A 20,692-nucleotide genomic window follows, 5' to 3' on the forward strand; every position below is an offset into this window, starting at 1 on the left:
CCCGTCCGCTGCGGGCTCGGACGGGTCATCCGGCCGGTCGTCCGTCATCGCTGCCGTCCGCGACGGAGAGCACGAGTTTGCTGACGGGATCACTGCCCGCAGCGACTCGTATCCGATACAAACCGGTGCGCGGCAACCGGATTGCCACCTGCGCGCCGGCACCGTCGGACCCGGCCGTCGGTAGCGGCCGGGCGACCACGCGGTCGTCGTCGGCGACATCCTCGATCGCACACGACAGTCGTGCCGGGTCGACATCTCCGATGATCCGGATCAGCGACGGTTCACCGGCACTCACGGCATCCGGAATATCGAGTCCGAACTCGTTCGCGCCGAGCATGATATCGAGATTGCCGGCCTCGGTGATCAGACCGCCGATGTTGTCCAGGATGGATCTCGTCCGCGGCAGCGCGACATGCTGCTGGGCGAATGTGCGGGCCGGTGTCCGAGGCAGGGACGCCGCGTACCGATAGACGGTGCCGTCGCCACCTTGATCGTCCGGAATCGGCCGCCCCGCCGCATCGAGTGCGATGTTGTCCTCGGCGTCCCGGCGGTAGCCGTGCCGCCACAGGCGAACCACTCCGTCCCGGATATCGAAAGAACGTGCCGTCGGCTGCTTGATACCGGCGAACAGCACATGGCCCGGCAACAGCAGACCGGCCGAGCGCTGTTGCCGGGCGACCGCCTCACGCGCGAGCTCACCATCGCCGCCCAGCTGTGTCACGACTTCCGCGGACAGCGGACGCGCGTCGCCGTCGACGAGATGACACCGATAGGCCGGCAGCAGATCGTAGAGTCCCGGTGCGGTCCGGGCCATCTCACGCACCTCGTCGGCCGGCAGCGGCACCGGCAGTCCACGCCCATGCGCCAACGCCTCGAGCGTCTTCACCGATCCCGCGAACGGCGTACCCATGGTGATGGTCATCCGGATGGCGTCGGTCGCACCGCCGACAGCCGACAGTGCCCGTGCCAGCAGCCCGCCCATCGAATGCGCCACCACCACGACCTGAGCGTCGCGCTGTTCGGGGTGCAGCCGCCGACCGTGCGCATGGTCAGGATGGGCACGCCAGGCGGTCAGATGCCGGTCGATCGTCTCGGCGAGCAAGGACGCGTTGTGTACGACGCTGAGCCGCCAGTCGTAGGCGAATTCGGCGATCGCGGCCGGGTGCACGACCTCGCGCAGCGCTCCGAGCAGACGGTGGTACGGCTCGATTCCGCCGAATACCGGTAACCAGGCCGGGCCGGCCAGCAAGCGAGTCGCTTGCACCCGGCCGGTCGCGCCACCCCGTTCCTCGTCGGTCACCGCGAGCGCGGCCAGCCCGGATCGGTACCGCCAGCGTGCGGTGTACCCGGCTACCGCACCCACACCCCACAGGGTGCGACCCGTCGCACGTTCGACGAGCTCACTGCCCATGATCCCGGGAACAACGACGACGGCATCGTGTGAACGCGGTCGTAGCGTCCAATCGAAGGCTTGCAGCGGCCCTGGCATCCCGATCATCCCCACCCTGGTTGCACTGTGCGACAACGGCATTCCTCGGCCGCGTTCGGACGGACACACTCATATGATTCCGGCGGTGGCCGGAGCCCGCGCTGCCGCATCCCGCCCGAGGGCGAGGCAACGCATCCCGACCCGGCGTCCCGGCCCCGACCCGGTACCGCCAGTTCGGCATCCGACGCCGAGTGAATACAATCGGCGACAGATCCGAAAGACCAGACTTGTCCACGCACAATACATCCCGCTCATCGACGAGGGCAACCGATCGAATATCTACAGGTCCGGCCGCCAATCGGGCGGGATTCCCTTGCGAGCAGTCGATCCGAATCATCATGAACCGCACCGACTCCGATATGATCTCGATCCTCGAACATTCACTGTCGAACCACTTTCGTCTCCGGAACCGATTGTGTTACAAGCCATGTGAGCCAATTCGAAGCTGGTGACCAATTATGATTCGTTCCGGTCGGTTTTGATTCGGTAATGGCTCGGTGGCTTGTAGGCTCGGATCTCCGGCACGACCCAGTGGCGCGCCGGAACGTGTAGCGAAATGCGGGAGTGGAAGTTGTCGGTGCCGACACGATGGATTCGATTGCTCATGCTGGGGATCGTGCTGGCGACAACGCTTCCCGCGCGGGCAGCACTCGCCGATCCGAGCGGTGCCGCGCTCGACGGGCTGGAGCGGTTCTACCACCAGCAGCCGGACTGGAAGCCCTGCGGCGATGCGGTTCTCGACCGAGCCGGCGCGCAGTGCGCCGGTGTGGTCGTACCGCTGGACTACCGCCGTCCCGGCGGACGGACTGTCACCGTGGCGATCTCGCGCCTCACGGCCACCGATCCGGCGCAGCGGCGGGGCATGCTGTTGTCGAATCCCGGTGGCCCCGGCGCTTCCGGGCTGCGGATGATGGCGAATTTCGCGCCGGTGTTCAGCCCGGAGGTGCGGGCCCGGTACGACCTGATCGGTATGGACCCGCGCGGAATCGGCCGCTCGGATCGGATGGAGTGCGCATTACCGTTGCCCACCATGTTGTTCGGAGCGGGTTTCGACGTCCTCGGCTACGCGCGTGATGCCACGCTCGCCGCCGCCCTGGCCTCCTCCTGCCTGGTGGCCGATCCCGAGAAGGCCCGGAACCTCAGCACCCGCAACACGGCTCGGGACCTGGATGTCATCCGCGGGGTCCTCGGGGAACCCACACTCAACTATTTCGGCGTCTCCTACGGCACCTATCTGGGAGCCGTGTACACCCAGATGTTCCCCGAGCACAGCGACCGGATCGTGCTCGACAGCGCGATGGATCCCGATCGGGCGGGCATCACCCTGTTCCAGGACATGGCCGCCGCCAACGAAACCGGCCTCGACGACTGGGCGATCTGGGCCGCGCGGCACGACGCCGACTATCACTTCGGCAGCAGCGCGGCACAGGTCCGGGCATACATCGAGAAGTTGATCCACCGGGCCGCAGGACATCCGCTGTTCGCCGACGGCTATCTCATCGACGAGCACACGGTGCCGATGATGCTGCTGGCACTGCTGCCGAACCCGAAACTGAACGCCGATCTCGCCGACGTGGTCCGGACGATCGCCACCGAGGTCGACGGACTGCCGATCGATATGGAAGCCCTGAAGGCGAAGATCAGCGGCGCCGTGCCGCTGGAGACACCCGGCATGGCCGGCGTGCTGTGCGGTGACAAGGCCGCGCCCCGGGATCCGGTGTGGTACTACCACAACATCGACGCCGTGCGGGCGACACAGCCGGTGTTCGGCCCGTTCGGCAACAACATCACCGCCTGCGCCTACTGGCCGGACCCACCCGAACCCCCCACACGGGTGAGCAATTCCACCCCCGCACTGATCCTGCAAGCGACCGGCGACACCCGCACCGCGTACCCGGAGGGTCTCGCGATGCATCGCGATCTGACCCGCTCACGGCTGATCACGTTGGCGGACACCCGCATTCATGGCACCTTCCGCCTCGGCCTGAGCCCGTGCGTGAACGATATCGTGAACACCTACCTCGGCGACGGCATCCGCCCGGCCACCGACCTCACCTGCCACCCCGACCCGGCCTACTTCCCCGACTAGCCACCGCTTCCCGAACCCGTACCACCCGGCGCAGAATAGGTCCACACCGGTCGGGATGTGTTCGAGCAGTGAGGTAGTCGATGCGAATCAACCGGGCCCTGCTCGCCGCCCTGCCCCTGCTCGCCGCCGCCGGATGCGGCCCGAACACCGACGCGTCCTACGCACTCCAGAACGCGATGAAGGCACACCTCACCAATGTCGATCACCGCCCGGTCGACTCGGTCTCGTGCACGCCCCGCGTCCACGACACCATGCGCGGCGCGGCCGCCCACCTGCACTGCCTGGTCCGCTTCACCGACGGCACGTCCTACACCGCTGCCGCCACCATCCAGAACCAGAACTCCGGCGGCACCCACAACCTCCCCGACACCTACAGCTGGGACAGCCCGCCACCGGCGCCGTGACCGCGACACCGTCACCGGCGGGGGGCCCGCGGCTCGCCGAAGTTCGCCACCAGCCGGTACGAGCTTCCCAACGCGATCTCCACCTCACCTTCGAGCGGGACGGGCGTGTTCGGGTCGATCTGCTCACCGTTGACGAAAGTGCCGTTGGTCGAACCGTCGTCACGTATCCACACCTGGTCGTTCTCGTCCATCCAGATGGTCGCGTGGAAGCGGGACACCTCTATGAGGTGCTCCAGTTGCGGCATCAGCGGGCCGTCGCCGCGCCCCAGGACCACAACACTCCCCGGGGTCAGTTGCAGCGACCCCCCGTCGGCGCCCGCGGACCGGATGGTGACCGGTGGCGGTGAGTCGACGGCTTCGGCGGCCCGAGCCGGCAGATGAATGGTGGTTTCGTAGTTGCCGACCCGAATTCGATCGCCGTCCGCGAGCGGAGTCGGCTTCGACGAGCCGATCCGCTTCCCGTTGACATAGGTACCGTTGGTGGAGCCCAGATCGCGGATCCCCGCCCGGTTCCGATCATCGAAACCGATCTCGGCATGATGTCGGGACACGCCTATGTCGCCCCGGAGTGCTTCGGGTAGCCGCAGATCGAAATTGCGTCCGATTTCTATCTTCTCGCCGGCACCCAGCGGGATCATCTCGGAACCTGCCCCGAAACCGATCGCTCGCGGCGATCCGGACGGCTGCGGCAGCTGTGATTCGCCGGGCGCGCGCGGGGCCGGTGGTTCGCCGGAGACCGACGGCTGCGACGGGGTATCCGGGAGCGGACGATCCGGCTGGAATCCGATCGACGTGTGGAAATTCAGACCCAACCTGATCGAGTCGGTCGGCCCGATCACCCGCACCTCGCCCGGCCCGAGCCGCTCCTCGTTGACGAAGGTGCCGAGCCGGGAGCCGTTGTCGGCGATCCAAACCCGGCCGTCACGGAGCACGCCCACCCGGGCGTGGTCACGGGACACGGTCTCGTAATGCCGGAACATCGCCGCGCCCGATATCCTGCGGCCGATCGCCACCTCGCCTCCCGTGGTGACAGCCTTCACGTACCCGTCTTCCTCGCCCAGAAAAGCGAAGGTGAGTCGTCCGGGCACCCGTTCGGCATACGGCGCGTCGACCCCCTGCGCGCCGATCGCACGCGACGGCATGTCGGACCGGGCGACGGTGGGGTCGTGCAGGTTTGCCTCGATCGGCCGTAGCACACCGTCCTCGCCGAGGCCGTGCGCGATCACCCAGGCGCTGTCGATCGTGGGATGCAGGCGAAGTTCCTGCCAGCGACCGAGTTCCAGGGGGCCGCCGACGAGCGGATCGATCACCACGATCCCCTCGCCGACCCTGGTCAGCTCGAGGCGGTACGCGGCCTCGCCGTTGTCCAGTACGACGGTGTACGTGTCGGCCACCGCCCCCGGCACGACCACACCGTTGTCGGTGCGGGCGACGCCCGCACGCAGATCGTCGGCCAGCCGGTCCATCACCGCAGCGCCGTCCGGGGCGAGGTCGTCGACCGGCACCAGCCGTCCCCGGATGCTGCCCTCGAGTGCCTGCCATTCCTGTGCGCCGTCGCGCAACGGGAATACGTCGTCCGCTCCGAGATCACGAAGCGCCTGGTTGCCAGTGGGCAGATTCGCACCGTCGGGTGCGAGATTCGCGGAAGAGTCGGACAACTCCGGGACATATCGGGAAACGTCCTGGCCGAGGCCGATCCGAGCCATCACGCGCAGCATCGAACTCGATTCGCCCGCTTTCGGGTCGGCCGGATGGCGGGTCCCGTCCACCGCCGCGAGATGTTGTCCACCGTGCAGGGCGGGCCCCTGGCGCGGGTCCTCGCCCCGGGTGTAGCTCGTGTAGAGCTGCGCGTCCGCGGGCGGCGTCTCCGGCCCGTGCGACGGATGCGGGTCGATCGCGAACAGAGTCGCCAGACCTTCCTCGCCCAACCCGGCGTATCCGGTGGCCGAGGCATGGCCGAGGGTGATGACATCGTGGCTGCCGACCACCTCGACATCGATGCCCAGCGCGGCGAAGGTGGGATCGACATGCTGATTCGCCAGATACACACTGTTTCCGGCCGCGATGTCGCGGCGTAGCAGTGGTCCGCGCAACGCGTCCGACTCGACATCGTCGCCGCTGGAGCGCACCCACGCCACCACGGCCACGTCCGCATCCGGCTGCATGCGTTGCATTTCCAGATAGAGGCGTTTGGCCGTCAGCCAACTCTCGTGGTAATCCGCCGCGAACATGTTCGGATGCGCGGACGCGACGACATAGACGCGTTTGGTGGCCGTCGCCGCATCGCCGAAGATGAAGGTCGCCTCCCCGCTGGCCGGGTCGAAATCCCGCACATAGGCCGATGACACGCCGATGTCCTGGACCATGCTCGCGAGCAATTGCGGAGCCCGATAGTGCTCCATGACCTCGGCGCTGGTGAATCTGGCGCCACTTGCGGCCTTGCTGTCGAGCACCCGAAGGCGCTCGGTCAATACGCGCAACGAGGCCTGGCTGCTCACGTCGTCGGGTATCCCCAGAGCTCGGGTCAGCAGTTCCGGATGCGAGCGCAGCAGGGCACGCTGGAGTCTGCTCAGTCCGAAACCGGATTGCCCGAACGGCTCCTGCGAGACTCGGGCGAGCATGTCCGCCGGAATCGAGTCGTCGGTCAGGCCGCGCCACCAGGTGAGGTTGTTCACGGCCTGGCGACGCCCGTGTTCGGCGAATTCCTCCGGCGTCACTCCGCCGTCCACATACGCCGATCGATCCAGCGGGAGCAGCAGGTCGGCGGGCGCGATGTCGCCACCACCGGGCAACCGCGCGAACGCGTGCGCGGCCAGATCCTGATCCAGTTCACTCGGGGGGTCGCGGTCCTCCCAGTCTCCGCCCCAGGGCCGGGGCGGCGGTAGATCGCCGCCGCCCCCGCCACTCATGAGGTGCCGCATTGTGAACTGATCGACGGACTCGTCGAACGGATCCGGCTCCGGCGGCGGCGGCTCGCCCTCCTCCGCACCGTGTGGCTCCTCACCGTACTGCGCGGTCACCACGCCGACCGAGCTCTCGCCCGGCGCCAGACCCGGGGTGAGCTCACCAGGGACCTCCGGTACCCGCACCGGTTCCCCGGACCGATCACCGCTCACACCGACCCGCTCCGGCAGCCGCGGCGCCGCGGGCGGATGCCCCGCGGGACTACCCGTGACGACATCACCCACCGGTTGTTCGCTTCCCGGTCGGCCGGGTCCGGTCGGCCGCAGGACCTCCTCGAGTGGTCTCGGCCCGCGGTCACGCGACGAGGCGAACACCCGTTCGTTCGTTTTCTCACGCCCGGTTTCGCCCGGCTGCGTGAGCGATTCGGCCGAGCGCCGGTTTCCGGCGGGCTCGGTGGCGCCCGCACGGCGCACCGCGGTGTCGGGCCGCGACTCCTCCACGAAGAAATGGTTGCCGATCATGTGCACCGCCGGAGCCTCGGCGCCGGAACCGGCCCCGACGGCAGTCAGCGCGCGTTCGGCCTGCCGAGGATCATCGGCGGCGATGTGGACGACCCGAGTGCCGTCGGCGAAAGTGAGACGCTCGACCGTGGCCGGTGTCTCGCCCGCGGTGTCGTCGGCGGTGATCCGCTCGACCCGTGGCGACGGCTCGGTGCCCAGCAGATCCCGCAGGCGCACGCCGAATTCCTCGTTGCGCGCCACCACCGGTGCGACATCGCCGACGGACCCGTGGGGGCGCAGCGCACCCGATGCCGCGCCCAGCACACCGCCCCCGAATCCCGTGATGGCCGAATCGCGGACGGCCGCGAACACGTCTCCCAGACTGTGGATGTCCCCGGGATGCAGCGCGAGCGAAGGAAGCGCCCCCGCGATGCCACCGGCCGCGCCACCGGCGCCACCGATGAGTACGACCCGGCCGATATAGGAGGCAACGGTACCGAATCTGCTCATGGTGCGACCGGCGACCGTACCCAGCAGGCGAGGCGCCAGGCGGCGGCCGACCTCGGCGCCGGCGACACCGCCGAGCGCTCCGCCCGCAGCCTGTTCCAGGAACGCGCCGAGGTCGAATCGGGTGCGGTTGCCGTCGGCGAGATCCCAGATCTGCGCACCGGCGCTGGTGACCGCCCCGAAGATCGCTCCGATCTTGGCCGCGTGCAACGCGCCGTGCAGCGCGACTCGGCGCGCCGCGCCGCGGGCGACCCCGTCCCCGACATCCACGGCGAACCGTTCGGCCGTGGCGCGCATCGCGGCCTCCGCTTCGAGCCGGTCACCGAGCGCCTTGAATCCACCACCCTGGAAGAACATCAGCATGTCGAAGCTCAGCTGCGCGGCGAGTACGATACCGCCGACGATCAGCAGATGCTGGGTCGACAAGGTGGCGTCGGCGGTATCGGAGAACTGCTGAGCCAACCCCTCGTGGACTGCGGCCTGGTTGCGCATGGCCTGGGCGACCGCGCGGTGACGAGTCTCCAGACCGGAGCCGATATCACCGTCGACCGCCGCTTCGGCCTGTGCCGACGCGGCATCGTAACGATCCGCCGCCGCATTCAACGCTTGGCACATCTCCGCATGCGCCGCACTGCATCGGCGCATGGGTTCGACCTGTGTCGCCGGCCAATGCCCCAGCACCACATCGCGAACCGAAGCCGGGAGCTCGGCGAGCAGGCTGTCCATATCGGTCATCCCGTCCGCCTTCCAGCACGATCCGCTTCCGCCGACTCTCCTCCGATTATTGCGCCGACGGCACCGCTCGGCGGTGTCGGCAACGGCGAGGCAAACCTCCCAGCTGCCCGTTTTGCGGCAATTTCCCACCACCGGTAATACCGAATTCGGGTGATCCGGCGAAAATCGGGTATCGGCGACGAGAAAGGGTGGGATGGGCGATCAGTTCTCGGTAGATGCGGACCGGTTGCAGGCGCTCGCCCCGACCTTCGATCAGATCGGCGCGGATGTGCAGGCCGCTGCCACGCAACTGCGGGACGCCCTGGCCGCCGAGGGGGCGCCCTGGGGCAACGACGACGCCGGTCGCGCCTTCGCCGACTCCTATCTGCCGGAACAACAACAGACGATGTCGGATCTGGCCACCATCGTGCAAGCGCTCCAGCAGGCGGGCCCCGATCTGCGCCAGCTCGTCGCCAATCTCGACAATATCGACCGCACCAATGCCCAAGCCATCGACCGGGCAGCACAGGACACCCCGGGCGGCAGCAGCCTCAGCACGGGGGCGGCCGGGACGGCACCGCAAACGATCGCCGCATCACCCGCCGCCGCATCACCGGCCACCGCCACCGCACCCACGGCTACTGCCGCACCCACCGCCACCGCACCCAGCGCCACCGTGGCCTCCGGCCCCGGCGTGCGGTCACCCGGAGCCACAACACCGGCCACCGGCGTTGCAGCGCAGGCGAATACGGCCGCCCCCGCGGGGGCGCCCGGCACAGCGGATGCGCAACAACAACAGACCGGACCGTCGGGCGAGAACCCCTCCGGCGCCGATCGGCCCGGCGGCCCGGCCGACGCCACCGCCACACCGAGCGCGGCAGGTACCCCGGCTCCCCGCGCCGACACCGGGAACCGGGCTACCGCCGGAGAGCGCACGACACCCGATCCCCGGCCTCCGGCCGGACCGACCGCCGGCGGCCCGGTGCGCACGCCGTGGCAGCGGGGCGGATCCGGCGCACCGCCACGAGTATCCGCGCCGCCGACCGACCGCGGCGCACCGCGCGGGCCCGGTTCCGAGCCCGGCGCTCCCCGAACGCCCCAGCGCTCGGCGCGCGGACGGCGGACCTCGGATCGGGATCCCGCCCGGCCCGCGGCGACCCCACCGGCGGAATCGCTTGCGGCCCGGCTGGTTCGAGAACTGGCCGAGCGATACGGCATCCGCGCCTTCGGTTTCGACACCCCGGGAGTCGCCGACGCGGTGCTGACCGAGTTGGTGGCCGCGGTCGACGACGTGCTGCCGGCCTATCCGGCGATCGACCTCCGCGCCATCGGCATCGAGGAGCTACCCGAAGGGGAATCGACTCGCCTGGAATGGGATTCGGAGCCGGGCCCGGCCGGGCCGACTCCGTTCACCGCCCGCATCGTGCTCGCGGTCCGGGTGGCGACCGACCCGGAGGCCCTCGCCCGCAGCACCGCCGAGGCCGACCGTGCGGGCCTGCTCGCGCCCGGTTGCACTCGGCGACCGGTCTATTCGTCGATTGTGCGGGAACTCGGCGGCGCGCTGGACGTCGCCGGGCGGTTCCGTGCCCGCCGATCCGCGCACCGCGCGCTGCTGACGGCCTACCTGCCGCCGGCCACGCCGGGTGCGAACGCCACGCTGGGGAGCACGGTGGCCGGATTCCGGGATTGGCGAGCACGATTGAGCGGCCGCAGTTTTCACGACGGGCGCTTCGACGCGGCCGCCGCCCTCGCCGAGGCGTTCACCGACGCGGTGCTGAACGACCGGGCCACAGCACCCGCCCGGGTGCTGTATCGGGTGCTGACCGATGCCGCAGCGCCGACGGCGACCGAGCCGGCTCGCAACGTCCGGACGTGACCGCTGATGCGCTGCGACAGCGACGCAGCCTCAGGACAGTTTCAGCGACCGCCCGATGATCTCCTTCATGATCTCCGTGGTGCCGCCGTAGATGGTCTGGACGCGGGCGTCCATGTACGCCTTGGCGATCGGATATTCGCGCATGTAGCCGTAGCCGCCGTGCAGCTGGAGACATCTGGTGATGAGGTCGAGTTGTTCCTCGGTGGTCCACCACTTGGCCATGGCGGCGTCCTCGGCGGAAAGCTTTCCGGCGTTGAGCATTTCGATGAAGCGGTCGACCAGGACACGGACGGCGGTGGTCTTGGTGGCCAGTTCGGCGAGGACGAAGCGGGTGTTCTGCTGGGCGCCGATCGGTTTGCCGAAGGCCTTGCGGTTGCGGACGTAGTCGATGGTCATCTCGAGGCAGCCCTCCATCGCGGCGGCGGCCATGACGGCGATCGACAGGCGCTCCTGCGGGAGGTTCTGCATGAGGTGGATGAAGCCCATGCCCTCCTGGCCCAGCAGGTTGCGGGCGGGGACGCGGACGTCGGTGAAGCTCAGTTCGGCGGTGTCCTGGGCCTTGAGGCCGATCTTGTCCAGGTTGCGGCCGCGTTCGAAGCCGGGCATGTCGCGCTCGACCACCAGCAGCGAGAAGCCCATCGCGCCCTTCTCGGGATCGGTCTGGGCGACCACGATCACGATGTCGGAGTTGATGCCGTTGGTGATGAAGGTCTTGGCGCCGTTGATGACCCAGTCGTCGCCGTCGCGGACCGCCCGGGTGCGGATGCCTTGCAGATCGGAGCCGGTGCCGGGTTCGGTCATGGCGATCGCGGTGATGATCTCGCCGGAGCAGAAGCCGGGCAGCCAGCGCTGTTTCTGCTCCTCGTTCGCCAGATCGAGCAGGTAGGGGGCGATGACGTCGTTGTGCAGGCCGAAACCGAGGCCCGAGTACTGGCCGCGGACGGTCTCCTCGACGATGACCGAGTTGTAGCGGAAGTCCTTCACACCCCCGCCGCCGAACTCCTCCGGCACGGCCATGCCGAGGAAGCCCTGCTTACCGGCCTCCAGCCAGACGTCGCGATCGACGATGCCCTGCTCCTCCCAGCGGGCGTGGTTCGACGCCACGTGCTGTTCCAGGAACTTCCGATAGGACTCTCGGAACAGATCATGCTCCGGTTCGAACAGGGTGCGGTCCACATCAACCTCCTACGCGGCTGGGCTCTCCTCTGACACCGTACATCGAATACGAATCGTCGTTTACTTCGAGTCGTCGAATCGGTACCGAGGTGAGGGAATGCCGGGGTGTCGACCGGCGGTAGTGCCTGAATACCGGTGAACCTCTAGAGTCCGGCGAGCTGCCGCAGCCGACCGGTCAGGGTGCGGCCCCGATCGCGGTCGCGGTGGGCGAGCAGGAACCGCAGCTCCTCCTCCAGCGCCTTGCGCACCACCGCCTGCACCTCCGCCGCGGCCGCGTCGAGATCGGTCGCATCCCGCCACGGCGTGGTGTCGATGGGGGTGGCGGCCGAGTAGTAGAAGCGTTCCGGCTTCGGAATCCAGCTGAGCCCGAGGCCGCGGACCAGCGGCGGGGTGAGCTCGGCTTTCAGGCCCAGCGACCGGACCAGCGTGCGCACCGGCCACATCGCCGGATGCCGGCCGTCGACGACGATGTCGAACAGATCGTCGGCGCCGATCATGGCCATCGGCACGATCGGCGTGCCGGTCTCGATCGCCAGCCGCGCGAAGCCGAGCCGGCCATCCCAGTCCAGGGTGTACTTGTCCCCCTTGCGCGGCACCGCCTCCCGGCCGCCGCCGGGGAACACCAGCACCATCTCGCCCTGTTCCAGCAGCACCCGGCAGTTCTCGCGGGTGCCGCGCACACAGCCGATCCGGTGCAGGACGTGCCGCACACCGGGCACCGTGATGAGGACGTTCTCCGCCATGCCACGGACCAGCCGCCCGCGGGTGCGTGCGATCTCGGGCCACAGCAGCGGGGTGTCGATGCCCAGGAAGTTGTGGTTGCCGACCAGCATCACCGGGCCGTCGGCCGGGATGTTGCCGAAACCGAGGAACTCCGGACTCGTCCACGCCCGCATCGGCGCGAGCACCGCCTCCAGCGCGGCGATATCGGCGTCGCGCAGCGGCATCCGCAATCGGGCGCCGTCCGACAGCCGGACCTCACCCTCCCGCTCGGCGACACCGGCTGGCACCGCACCATGTTCGGACAAAACCCCTCCTCAGCATCGCTTCCGTCACCGGCATGGTAGCGAAAGCGGCTGAGAGAACCGTCTGTGCGACAGGGGCTCAGGCGCCGCGGGTACCCGCGTGCGCGTACTCGGTCAGCGCCGCGGCCAAGGCCTTCGGCACCCGCGCGCGCAGCCGGGTGCCGCCCTCCTCGTGACTGGTCTCGACGATCCGGCCGTCGGAGTGGATGCGGGCCAGCAGATCGCCGCGGGTGTACGGCAGCAGCACGCTGACCTCGACATCGAGCCCGCCGAGATACTCCTCCAGCGAGTCGCGCAGTTCGTCCAGGCCCTGCCCGGTGCGCGCCGAGACGAACACCGCCTTCGGCAGCTGGGCCCGCAGATGCGCGAGGTCGACCGGGGCCAGCGCGTCGATCTTGTTGACCACCAGCAACTCCGGCGGCGCCGGGGTGTTCGACTCGCGCAGCACCTCGGTGACCACCTCACGGACCGCCTTGATCTGCTCGAACGGCAGCGGATCGGCGCCGTCGACGACGTGCAGCAGCAGGTCGGCGCCGGTGACCTCCTCCAGCGTCGAACGGAACGCCTCGACCAGCTGGGTGGGCAGGTGCCGGACGAAACCGACGGTATCGGTGAACACCACCTCGCGGCCGTCCACGAGCTCGGCCCGCCGGGTGGTCGGATCCAGGGTGGCGAACAGCGCGTTCTGCACCAGGAGGCCGGCGCCGGTGAGCGCGTTCATCAGGCTGGACTTGCCCGCGTTGGTGTAGCCCACGATCGCGACCTGCGGGATACCGCTGGCGGTACGCCGGGAGCGCTTGGTGTCGCGGGCGGTCTTCATCTCCCGGATCTCGCGGCGCAGCTTGGCCATCCGCTCGCGGATGCGGCGGCGGTCGGTCTCGATCTTGGTCTCACCGGGACCACGCAGGCCCACACCGCCGTTGCTGCCCGCGCGGCCACCGGCCTGCCGGGACATCGACTCACCCCAGCCGCGCAGTCGCGGCAGCATGTACTCCATCTGGGCCAGCGAGACCTGCGCCTTGCCCTCTCGCGAGGTGGCGTGCTGGGCGAAGATGTCCAGGATCAGCGCGGTCCGGTCGACCACCTTCACCTTCACGACCTTCTCCAGCGCGGTCAGCTGGGCGGGGGTCAGCTCGCCGTCGCAGATCACGGTGTCGGCGCCGGTCTCGAGCACGATCTCGCGCAGTTCCTCGGCCTTACCGGAACCGATGTAGGTGGCCGGGTCGGGCTTGTCGCGGCGCTGGATCAGCGCGTCCAGCACCTCCGAGCCCGCGGTCTCGGCGAGCGCGGCCAGCTCGGACATGCTGCCCTCGGCCTGTGCCGCGGTGCCCTCGGTCCAGACGCCGACCAGCACCACGCGCTCCAGGCGCAGCTGCCGGTACTCGACCTCGGTGACATCGGCGAGCTCGGTGGACAGTCCGGCCACCCGGCGCAGCGCGCTGCGCTCGTCCAGCTGTAGCTCACCGACGGTGGGCTCTCCGCCGTGCCGACCTCGCGGAGTGCTCGCGGTGGTGGTGTCGTCGTCCTGGTCGTCGCCCGACTCCAGAGTCCAGCCGCTCGATGCTCCGGCAGCATCGAACTCGTCGGCGGGCAGCTCGTCGGCGGGGGTGAATTCGTACGTCTCCGATTTCCTCATACGCCTCCATGCTCCCACGATGTGGCCGCCCGGCGCATCCGAGTTCTCGGTGAGCCGAACCGGGCCGTCAGGCGTCGAACCACCATTTCCCGGCCAACCGGCCGGAGGCGACCAGCACCGACGGGCCGCGCAACTGCGCGCGACCGTTCGCCAGGGTCACCGTGACCTCGCCGCCGGGCACCCGGACGCGGACCTCACCGGTGCCGGTCGCGAGGTCGAAACCCTGCCGGAGCAGGGCGGCCGTAGCCGCGGCGACGGTGCCGGTGCCGCAGGAGCGGGTCTCGCCCACGCCGCGTTCGTAGACGCGCATGTCCACCGCGTGATCCGCGTCGAGCGGGGTGAGGATCTCCAGGTTGACGCCGTTCGGGAACAGTTCCGGGTCGTAGCCGGGCGGCACGCCGAAATTCAGGGCCGCGAGCGTGTCGGCGGTCAGCTCCGGATCCACGCAGGCCAGATGCGGATTGCCGACGTCGATGCCGACCCCGGGCAGCGCGCGCCCGGCGATGGTCGCCGTCGACTCACCCAGCACCACGACCGGGCCCATCCCGACCGTGACATCGCCGAGCACCTCGTCGGCGGAGTGCACGATCACCGGCCGGGCCCCGGCCCGGCTGCCGACGACGAAGGTGTCGCCCGGCTCCAGGCCGGTGGCGACCAGATAATGCGCGAACACCCGCACCCCGTTACCGCACATCTCGGCGATCGAACCGTCGGCATTGCGGTAGTCCATGAACCAGTGCTCGGGCTGCACCCCGTCCGGCAGCTCGGCGAGCACACCGGTCTCCTGCAACGCGCCGGCGCGGGCCACCCGCAGCACGCCGTCGGCGCCGAGACCGCGCTGCCGGTCGCACAGCGCGGCGACCCGATCGGCCCGCAGCTCCAGCCACGCGTCCGGATCGGGCAGCACCACGAAATCGTTCTGGGTGCCGTGCCCCTTGGTGAACTCCACGCCCGTCTCCTGCTCCGCCATCTCCGCTCCTCCGCCGCACTCCGCCACCTGCCGCGGGCTCACCCGCGGCGCAACGCCCGCCGCTGCCGGGATATTTCGTACAACACCACCGACGCCGTGCACGGCGCCGCGAGCGTACCCGCGGCCGGCACCCGCACCAGCACATCGCACTCCGCGCGCCAGGCGGCGCCGAGATCACCCTCGCCGACAACGACGATCGTGCCACCCGTGAAGTCCAGCGTGTCCACCGGCCGCGCCGTGCCGACATCCGGATCGTCGGCCGCGACCACGCCGATGATCCGGATGTCGGCGCCGCGTCCGGTCCGCCGATCCCGGAACTCCCGCACCGCCGCGGGGCCCGGCACCCGGAACACCGGCAGCGCGAACAGCGAACCGGCCGAGGCCCGCACGCACTGCGGGTCGTACTCGTCGGCGCCGGGCCCGCTCACCCCGACCGCGGCCGCGCCGAAGGCGTGCGCGGTGTGGATGGTGCCGCCCAGTCGCAGCGGCGATTCGGGCCGTTCCACCACCACGATCACCGGCGGGCCGGAGCCGACCGGCGGCCGGACCTCGTCCGCCGTGACCGCGCGCATCGCCGCGACGGCCACCAGTTCCGGTGTGGCGCCGTAGTTCTCGGCCAATTCGACCATCAGCTCCGGCACCAGGCCGACCGCCGGCACGGTACCGGCGTCCAGCAGCTCCCGGGCCCAGCCCGGTAGCGCGGGCGCGCCCAGCCGGTAGACCAGCGTCTGCACCGGCCAGCCGTGCCGCAGCGCCGCGGCGATCGCCTCCCTGCCCTGGATCAGGAAGCGCCCGTCCCGGTGTCGCCGGTTCCGATTGGTGAGATATGCCTGCCACTCCGCGACCGCGGCGTTGCGCGTCGTCACTGCCGGCTCGTCCTGTCTACTCCGTGTGGGTGTCCCGTGCGCCGAGCGTGCGCACCAGGGTCAGCGCGGTGTCGATCACCTGCGGATCGGCTCCCGGCACCCAGTGCACGCGCGGGTCGCGGCGGAACCACGAGCGTTGCCTGCGTACGTATCGGCGGGTGCCGATGAATGTGCGCTCCTGCGCATGGTTCAGGTCGTATTCGTTGTCCAGGTACGCGAGGACTTGTGCATAGCCGATGGCGCGCCGCGCGGTCTGCCCCTCCCGCAGGCCGCGGTCGAGCAGTCCGCGCACCTCGTCGACCAGGCCGCCGGCGAACATCGCCGCGGTCCGGCGCGCGATTCGGTCGTCCAGTTCAGAGGTTTCCCGGTCCACCCCGACAATGATTGTGCCCCAGCGCGGTTCGCCGATCCGCGGTTGCGAGGCGGCGAACGGGCGACCGGTCAGCTCGACCACCTCCAGAGCGCGGACCAGCCGGCGGCCGTCGGTGGGCAGAATGGTGGCCGCCGCCACCGGATCCGCCTCGCGCAGCGCGGCATGCACGGCCGCCACGCCAGATTCGGCCAGCAGCGCCTCCCATTTCGCGCGCACCATCGGATCGGTGGCGGGGAACTCCCAGCGGTCCAGCAGCGCTTGCACATACATCATCGAGCCGCCCACCACGACCGGCACCCGGCCGCGCGCCCGGATCGCCTCGACATCCGCGGCCGCGGCGGCCTGATAGGCCGCGACGGTGGCGGTCTCGGTCACGTCGAGCACGTCGAGCTGGTGATGCGGAATGCCCCGGCGGTGCGCGAGCGGCAGTTTCGCCGTGCCGATATCCATGCCCCGATACAGCTGCATCGCATCGATGTTGACGATCTCACCGCCCAGCCGCTGCGCCAATTCCAGTGCCAGATCGGACTTTCCGGTCGCCGTGGGTCCGACCACCGCGATCGGCACGGGCAGTTCGCCGGTGCCGCTGGGCAATCCCCCGACCGGCCCGAGCCCGATCCCGACCTGCCCGGCGGCCTCGGTGCCGGGCTCCCGCCTCGCCTCGGTTCCCGACCACCCGGCCACCTCGGTCCGCAACTGCACCGCCGCTTCGGTACCCGGCAGCTCGCACACTTCGGTACCCGGCTGCTCCGCCGCCGGGCCGGACGCCGTCACGACCGGTGCGCCGGGTTCGGGTCGGTCCAGATGCTCACGTGGTAGGCGACGCCGAAAGGGGCCGCGCAGTAGCGGGTGTCGACCTTCGGGTCGGCGTCGAACAGTCCGGCCAGGAGCTGGAAAGCGGCCCGGCCGGAGATCTCCAGCTCGGCGCACAGCGATGGGTCGAGCGCGGCCAGTGCGGTGCGGTCGCCCGCCGAGAGGGCGGCGTCGAGGCGCTCCTGCACCGCGGCGGCCCGCTCGTCCAGGTAACCGGGTGCGGCGGTCGACAACGTGGCAGCACCGTCGGCGACCACCAGGACGCCGTGCGTCCCTGGGTCGGTGTCCAACTCGCGGCGCAACGCGGCGCCGAGCGCACCGCAGTGCTCCGCAGTCGCGGCGGCGCCGACGAGCCGGGCCTGCGCCGGTGTCCGCGGCGCCACCTGCCCGCGCAGCCAGCCACCGAGCAGGACCGGCAGCGGCAGGGCCGGGTCCGCCGGGGTGCGGCCGGTGAGCGCCGCGTCCGACAGCCCGACCCGGACGTCCGCGCCGAAACCGCGGAAGGTGCCGACCGTACCGGGGCCGAGGGTCTGCTCGTGCTCGGCGGCGCCGACGACGGTCCACCGGTCCGCCTCCGACAGCGCGAGCCCGGCCGCCAGCACCGCGTCCCGCAGCGGCCGCACCTGCGCGGCGAGGTGGTCGGGATCGCGATCCGGCAGGCCACCGCACAGCTCGGGAAGCAGCACGGGCGGCGACGGGATCAGCACGGCGGCAGCAAACACGCCGTCCACGGTAGCGGGCGGATCACCACCGCCGACGCGGTAGTGCGATTCGCCGCCCGATCGGCCCGGCCCGCCACCGCCACGGATCGCCGCACCCGGCCCGCGCGGCCCGCATCCCCCTTGACCGGCCGCCCGCCGGAGCGAACTTCGGACCGTATTCCGATCGGAATCGCCCGTACCGGGGGCCGCCGGGGCTCCGGACACGGCCGGCCGGTGGCCGAAAAACGTCGCCGAGCCGCACGATCGTCCCGCGACCCGCGGGACATAACCATCCGGTGGAGGCCCGATCAAGGTCGGGTCACCGCGCCGGGAAATCGCCCCCGAAACGGCCCCCGGCAACGCCGCAGGCACAGCGCCACCGTGGACAAGACACGGCAATTCCGCCACCCACCTGGTTGAATGGGATGAGCTAGGGCGTAACCAGGCAGCCGTGACGCGCGGCAGGGACGAGGAGCGATGACCGACAACAGCGGAACCGAGAAGGCTACCCACCCGGACCCCGGCACAGCACAGCAGGCCGGCAACTCCGCCGCGCATCGGCCCACCCCTGCCGATGCCGCGAGCCACGCGGAGGCCACGCCACGTGATCCCGGTACCCCGAAGCCCGGCACGCCCAAACCCGAATCCCCCAAACCGCACGCCGTGAAACCCGTCGCGGGCCCGGCCGCCGAACATCCGCACCCGGTCCCGGTCACCACCCCCGCGGGCAGCGACCCGAGCCGGTGGGGCCGGGTCGACGAGGACGGCACCGCCTGGGTCCGCACCGCCGACGGGGAGCGGACCGTCGGCTCCTGGCAGGCCGGCGACGCCGCCGAGGGCCTGGCCCACTTCGGCCGCCGCTTCGACGACCTCGCCACCGAGGTGGCGCTGCTGGAAGCCCGGCTGGCCGCCGGCACCGACGCCCGCAAGGCGAAGACGGCCGCGACCGCGCTGGCCGAATCGCTGCCGACGGCCGCGGTGATCGGCGATATCGACGGCCTGGCCCAGCGGTTGCAGGCGATCATCGAACACTCCGACGAGGCCGCCGCGCATGCCAAGGAGGAGAAGGAACGCACCCGGCACGAGCAGACCGAGCGCAAGGAAGTGCTGGTCGCCGAGGCCGAGCAGATCGCCGCCGACTCCACCCAGTGGAAGTCCGCCGGCGACCGGCTGCGCGAGATCCTCGACGAGTGGAAGACCATCCGCGGCGTGGACCGCAAGGTCGACGACGCGCTGTGGCGGCGGTTCTCGAAGGCGCGGGAGTCGTTCAACCGGCGCCGCGGCGCTCACTTCGCCGAACTGGACCGCGAGCGGGCCGCCGCGAAGACCCGCAAGGAAGAGCTGTGTGTCCGGGCGGAGGAGCTGTCCGGCTCGCTCGACTGGGCGGGCACCGCCGCGGTCTTCCGGGATCTGCTGAACGACTGGAAGGCCGCGGGCCGCGCGCCCCGGGAGGCCGACGAGCAGCTGTGGCGGCGGTTCAAGAGCGCCCAGGACGTGTTCTTCGCCGCCCGCAATGCCGCGGCCTCCGAGCGCGACGCCGAGTTCGAGCACAACGCGTCCGCCAAGGAAGAGTTGCTGTCCGCCTACGAAGGCGTGATCGACCCGGCCGCCGATCTCGACGCCGCCCGCGCGGGGCTGCGCGATCTGCTGGAGAAGTGGGATGCGCTGGGCAAGGTCCCGCGCGAGCGGATCCAGGAGCTGGAGGGACGGTTGCGCACGCTGGAGAAGCGGGTCCGCGACGCGGTCGACGCGCAGTGGCGGCGCAGCGATCCGGAGGCGATGGCCCGCGCGGCGCAGTTCCGTGAGCGGGTCGCCCAGTTCGAGGAGCAGGCCGCCAAGGCCCAGGCCGCCGGCCGCGCCCGGGATGCGGAGAAGGCGCTGGAACAGGCCAAGCAGTGGCGGGAGTGGGCCGAGGCCGCCGAGGGCGCGGTCAGCCAGCGCTGAGCGACGGGCCGGTCGGCAGCCCGGGGCGCAGCCGACCGGTACCGGGCCACCGCCGACCACTGCCTGGTCACCGGCATGAATGTCTACTTGTCGCCGAACAGCCGGCGGCGGTATTCCTCCTCGGCCGCGGCGGCCGCGATGCGGCGCTGCTCCTCGGCCTGGAGATGGACCGAGGTCCGGGCCCAGACCACCTGGATCCAGTGGAAGGTCAGCACCACGATCGCGAGGGTGGCGAGGATCAGCCCGATGCCCGGCCCGGCGCCGTGATAGTTGCCGATGCCCGGCGTCTGCCGATGCCAGATCGACAGCACCCCGAAGACGCTGCCGACCGCGGACCCCGCGACGGCGATCCAGGCCAGCGCCCACCGGCGGGTGACCAGGGCCAGCGCCGAGAACCCGATGCCGAACACCAGCACGAACCACTCGAACACCCGCGACGGCAGCCCGATGTGATCGGCGGCCGCCACGTCGTCGGACACCAGGATGTCCAGGCCACGGGTGTGCCCGGCGTGCGGCAGGATCAGCGACAGCAGCAGCACGAAGACCGCCCCGGCCACCACGAGGGCCCGTGAGCCCGGGTCGATCTCACCGGCGATCTTGCGCTCGACCGCCTCCAGATCACCGCGGAACTGCTCGAAGCCTGGCTTCTCGGCGGGTTTCATCGTCTCCTCGTTCGGCTCTCGTTCGGCGCGGGCGGCGGCATCT

Annotated in this window: 14 protein-coding genes; 4 read left to right on the forward strand and 10 right to left on the reverse strand. The window is 70.4% G+C overall.

Annotated elements, in window-relative coordinates; all coding sequences use genetic code 11:
- Nucleotides 1-25: 25 nt before the first annotated feature.
- Entirely contained in the window at nt 26-1,363 is a 1,338-nt protein-coding gene (locus tag LBW94_RS21635; protein ID WP_225052784.1) for a lipase/acyltransferase domain-containing protein, read from the reverse strand.
- Between the two features lie 742 nt (nt 1,364-2,105).
- Between LBW94_RS21635 and LBW94_RS21640 the strand changes: the two genes are divergently transcribed.
- On the forward strand, nt 2,106-3,578 hold the full coding sequence (locus LBW94_RS21640; RefSeq protein WP_225052785.1) for an alpha/beta fold hydrolase: 1,473 nt from the start codon (nt 2,106-2,108) through the stop codon (nt 3,576-3,578).
- A gap of 80 nt (nt 3,579-3,658) precedes the next feature.
- Nucleotides 3,659-3,982, forward strand: a complete 324-nt coding sequence (locus LBW94_RS21645) for a hypothetical protein (RefSeq protein ID WP_225052787.1) — start codon at nt 3,659-3,661, stop codon at nt 3,980-3,982.
- A gap of 11 nt (nt 3,983-3,993) precedes the next feature.
- On the opposite strand, the gene LBW94_RS21650 is transcribed toward LBW94_RS21645, so the two are convergent.
- On the reverse strand, nt 3,994-8,628 hold the full coding sequence (locus LBW94_RS21650; protein WP_225052789.1) for an FHA domain-containing protein: 4,635 nt from the start codon (nt 8,626-8,628) through the stop codon (nt 3,994-3,996).
- A 193-nt stretch (nt 8,629-8,821) separates the two neighbouring features.
- On the opposite strand from LBW94_RS21650, the gene LBW94_RS21655 reads away from it, so the two are divergent.
- The gene (locus LBW94_RS21655) at nt 8,822-10,483 is read left to right on the forward strand and encodes a WXG100 family type VII secretion target (RefSeq protein WP_225052790.1); all 1,662 of its coding nucleotides are present in this window, start codon (nt 8,822-8,824) and stop codon (nt 10,481-10,483) included.
- Between the two features lie 30 nt (nt 10,484-10,513).
- Here the strand turns inward: LBW94_RS21655 and LBW94_RS21660 are convergent, their stop codons facing one another.
- The 7 genes from LBW94_RS21660 to LBW94_RS21690 form a co-directional block, all read right to left on the reverse strand.
- Nucleotides 10,514-11,659 carry an acyl-CoA dehydrogenase family protein gene (locus LBW94_RS21660; RefSeq protein WP_225052792.1) on the reverse strand — a complete coding sequence of 382 codons (1,146 nt, stop codon included), beginning with the start codon at nt 11,657-11,659 and terminating at the stop codon, nt 10,514-10,516.
- 143 nt (nt 11,660-11,802) lie between these two features.
- Nucleotides 11,803-12,687 carry a lysophospholipid acyltransferase family protein gene (locus LBW94_RS21665; RefSeq protein WP_225052793.1) on the reverse strand — a complete coding sequence of 295 codons (885 nt, stop codon included), beginning with the start codon at nt 12,685-12,687 and terminating at the stop codon, nt 11,803-11,805.
- Nucleotides 12,688-12,763: 76 nt separating this feature from the next.
- Nucleotides 12,764-14,320: a GTPase HflX gene (hflX, locus tag LBW94_RS21670; protein ID WP_225052795.1), complete on the reverse strand. Its 1,557-nt coding sequence runs from the start codon at nt 14,318-14,320 to the stop codon at nt 12,764-12,766.
- A 67-nt stretch (nt 14,321-14,387) separates the two neighbouring features.
- Nucleotides 14,388-15,269 (reverse strand): diaminopimelate epimerase, encoded by an 882-nt coding sequence (dapF, locus tag LBW94_RS21675; protein WP_225053253.1) that lies wholly within the window; start codon nt 15,267-15,269, stop codon nt 14,388-14,390.
- A 59-nt stretch (nt 15,270-15,328) separates the two neighbouring features.
- Complete coding sequence (locus tag LBW94_RS21680) at nt 15,329-16,156, reverse strand: TrmH family RNA methyltransferase (protein ID WP_225052796.1); 828 nt, start codon at nt 16,154-16,156, stop codon at nt 15,329-15,331.
- A 16-nt stretch (nt 16,157-16,172) separates the two neighbouring features.
- On the reverse strand, nt 16,173-17,102 hold the full coding sequence (gene miaA, locus LBW94_RS21685; RefSeq protein WP_225053254.1) for a tRNA (adenosine(37)-N6)-dimethylallyltransferase MiaA: 930 nt from the start codon (nt 17,100-17,102) through the stop codon (nt 16,173-16,175).
- 197 nt (nt 17,103-17,299) lie between these two features.
- Entirely contained in the window at nt 17,300-18,064 is a 765-nt protein-coding gene (locus LBW94_RS21690; RefSeq protein ID WP_225052798.1) for a hypothetical protein, read from the reverse strand.
- Nucleotides 18,065-18,520: 456 nt separating this feature from the next.
- Here LBW94_RS21690 and LBW94_RS21695 point away from each other — a divergent pair, with 456 nt between their 5' ends.
- Nucleotides 18,521-19,987 (forward strand): DUF349 domain-containing protein, encoded by a 1,467-nt coding sequence (locus LBW94_RS21695; protein WP_225052799.1) that lies wholly within the window; start codon nt 18,521-18,523, stop codon nt 19,985-19,987.
- Between the two features lie 83 nt (nt 19,988-20,070).
- Here the strand turns inward: LBW94_RS21695 and LBW94_RS21700 are convergent, their stop codons facing one another.
- Nucleotides 20,071-20,649, reverse strand: coding sequence for a hypothetical protein (locus tag LBW94_RS21700; RefSeq protein WP_225053256.1), 579 nt, complete (start codon nt 20,647-20,649; stop codon nt 20,071-20,073).
- Between the last annotated feature and the right edge of the window lie 43 nt (nt 20,650-20,692).

The organism is Nocardia sp. alder85J (assembly GCF_020176955.2).
In the GTDB taxonomy this organism is placed as follows: domain Bacteria; phylum Actinomycetota; class Actinomycetes; order Mycobacteriales; family Mycobacteriaceae; genus Nocardia.

Bases quoted from the DNA above. Each gene is read 5' to 3' on its own strand.
- LBW94_RS21655 (WP_225052790.1), top strand. From the start codon at position 8,822: ATGGGCGATCAGTTCTCGGTAGATGCGGACCGGTTGCAGGCGCTCGCC.
- LBW94_RS21695 (WP_225052799.1), top strand. From the start codon at position 18,521: ATGACCGACAACAGCGGAACCGAGAAGGCTACCCACCCGGACCCCGGC.
- LBW94_RS21650 (WP_225052789.1), bottom strand. From the start codon at position 8,628: ATGACCGATATGGACAGCCTGCTCGCCGAGCTCCCGGCTTCGGTTCGC.
- LBW94_RS21645 (WP_225052787.1), top strand. From the start codon at position 3,659: ATGCGAATCAACCGGGCCCTGCTCGCCGCCCTGCCCCTGCTCGCCGCC.
- hflX (WP_225052795.1), bottom strand. From the start codon at position 14,320: ATGAGGAAATCGGAGACGTACGAATTCACCCCCGCCGACGAGCTGCCC.
- LBW94_RS21700 (WP_225053256.1), bottom strand. From the start codon at position 20,649: ATGAAACCCGCCGAGAAGCCAGGCTTCGAGCAGTTCCGCGGTGATCTG.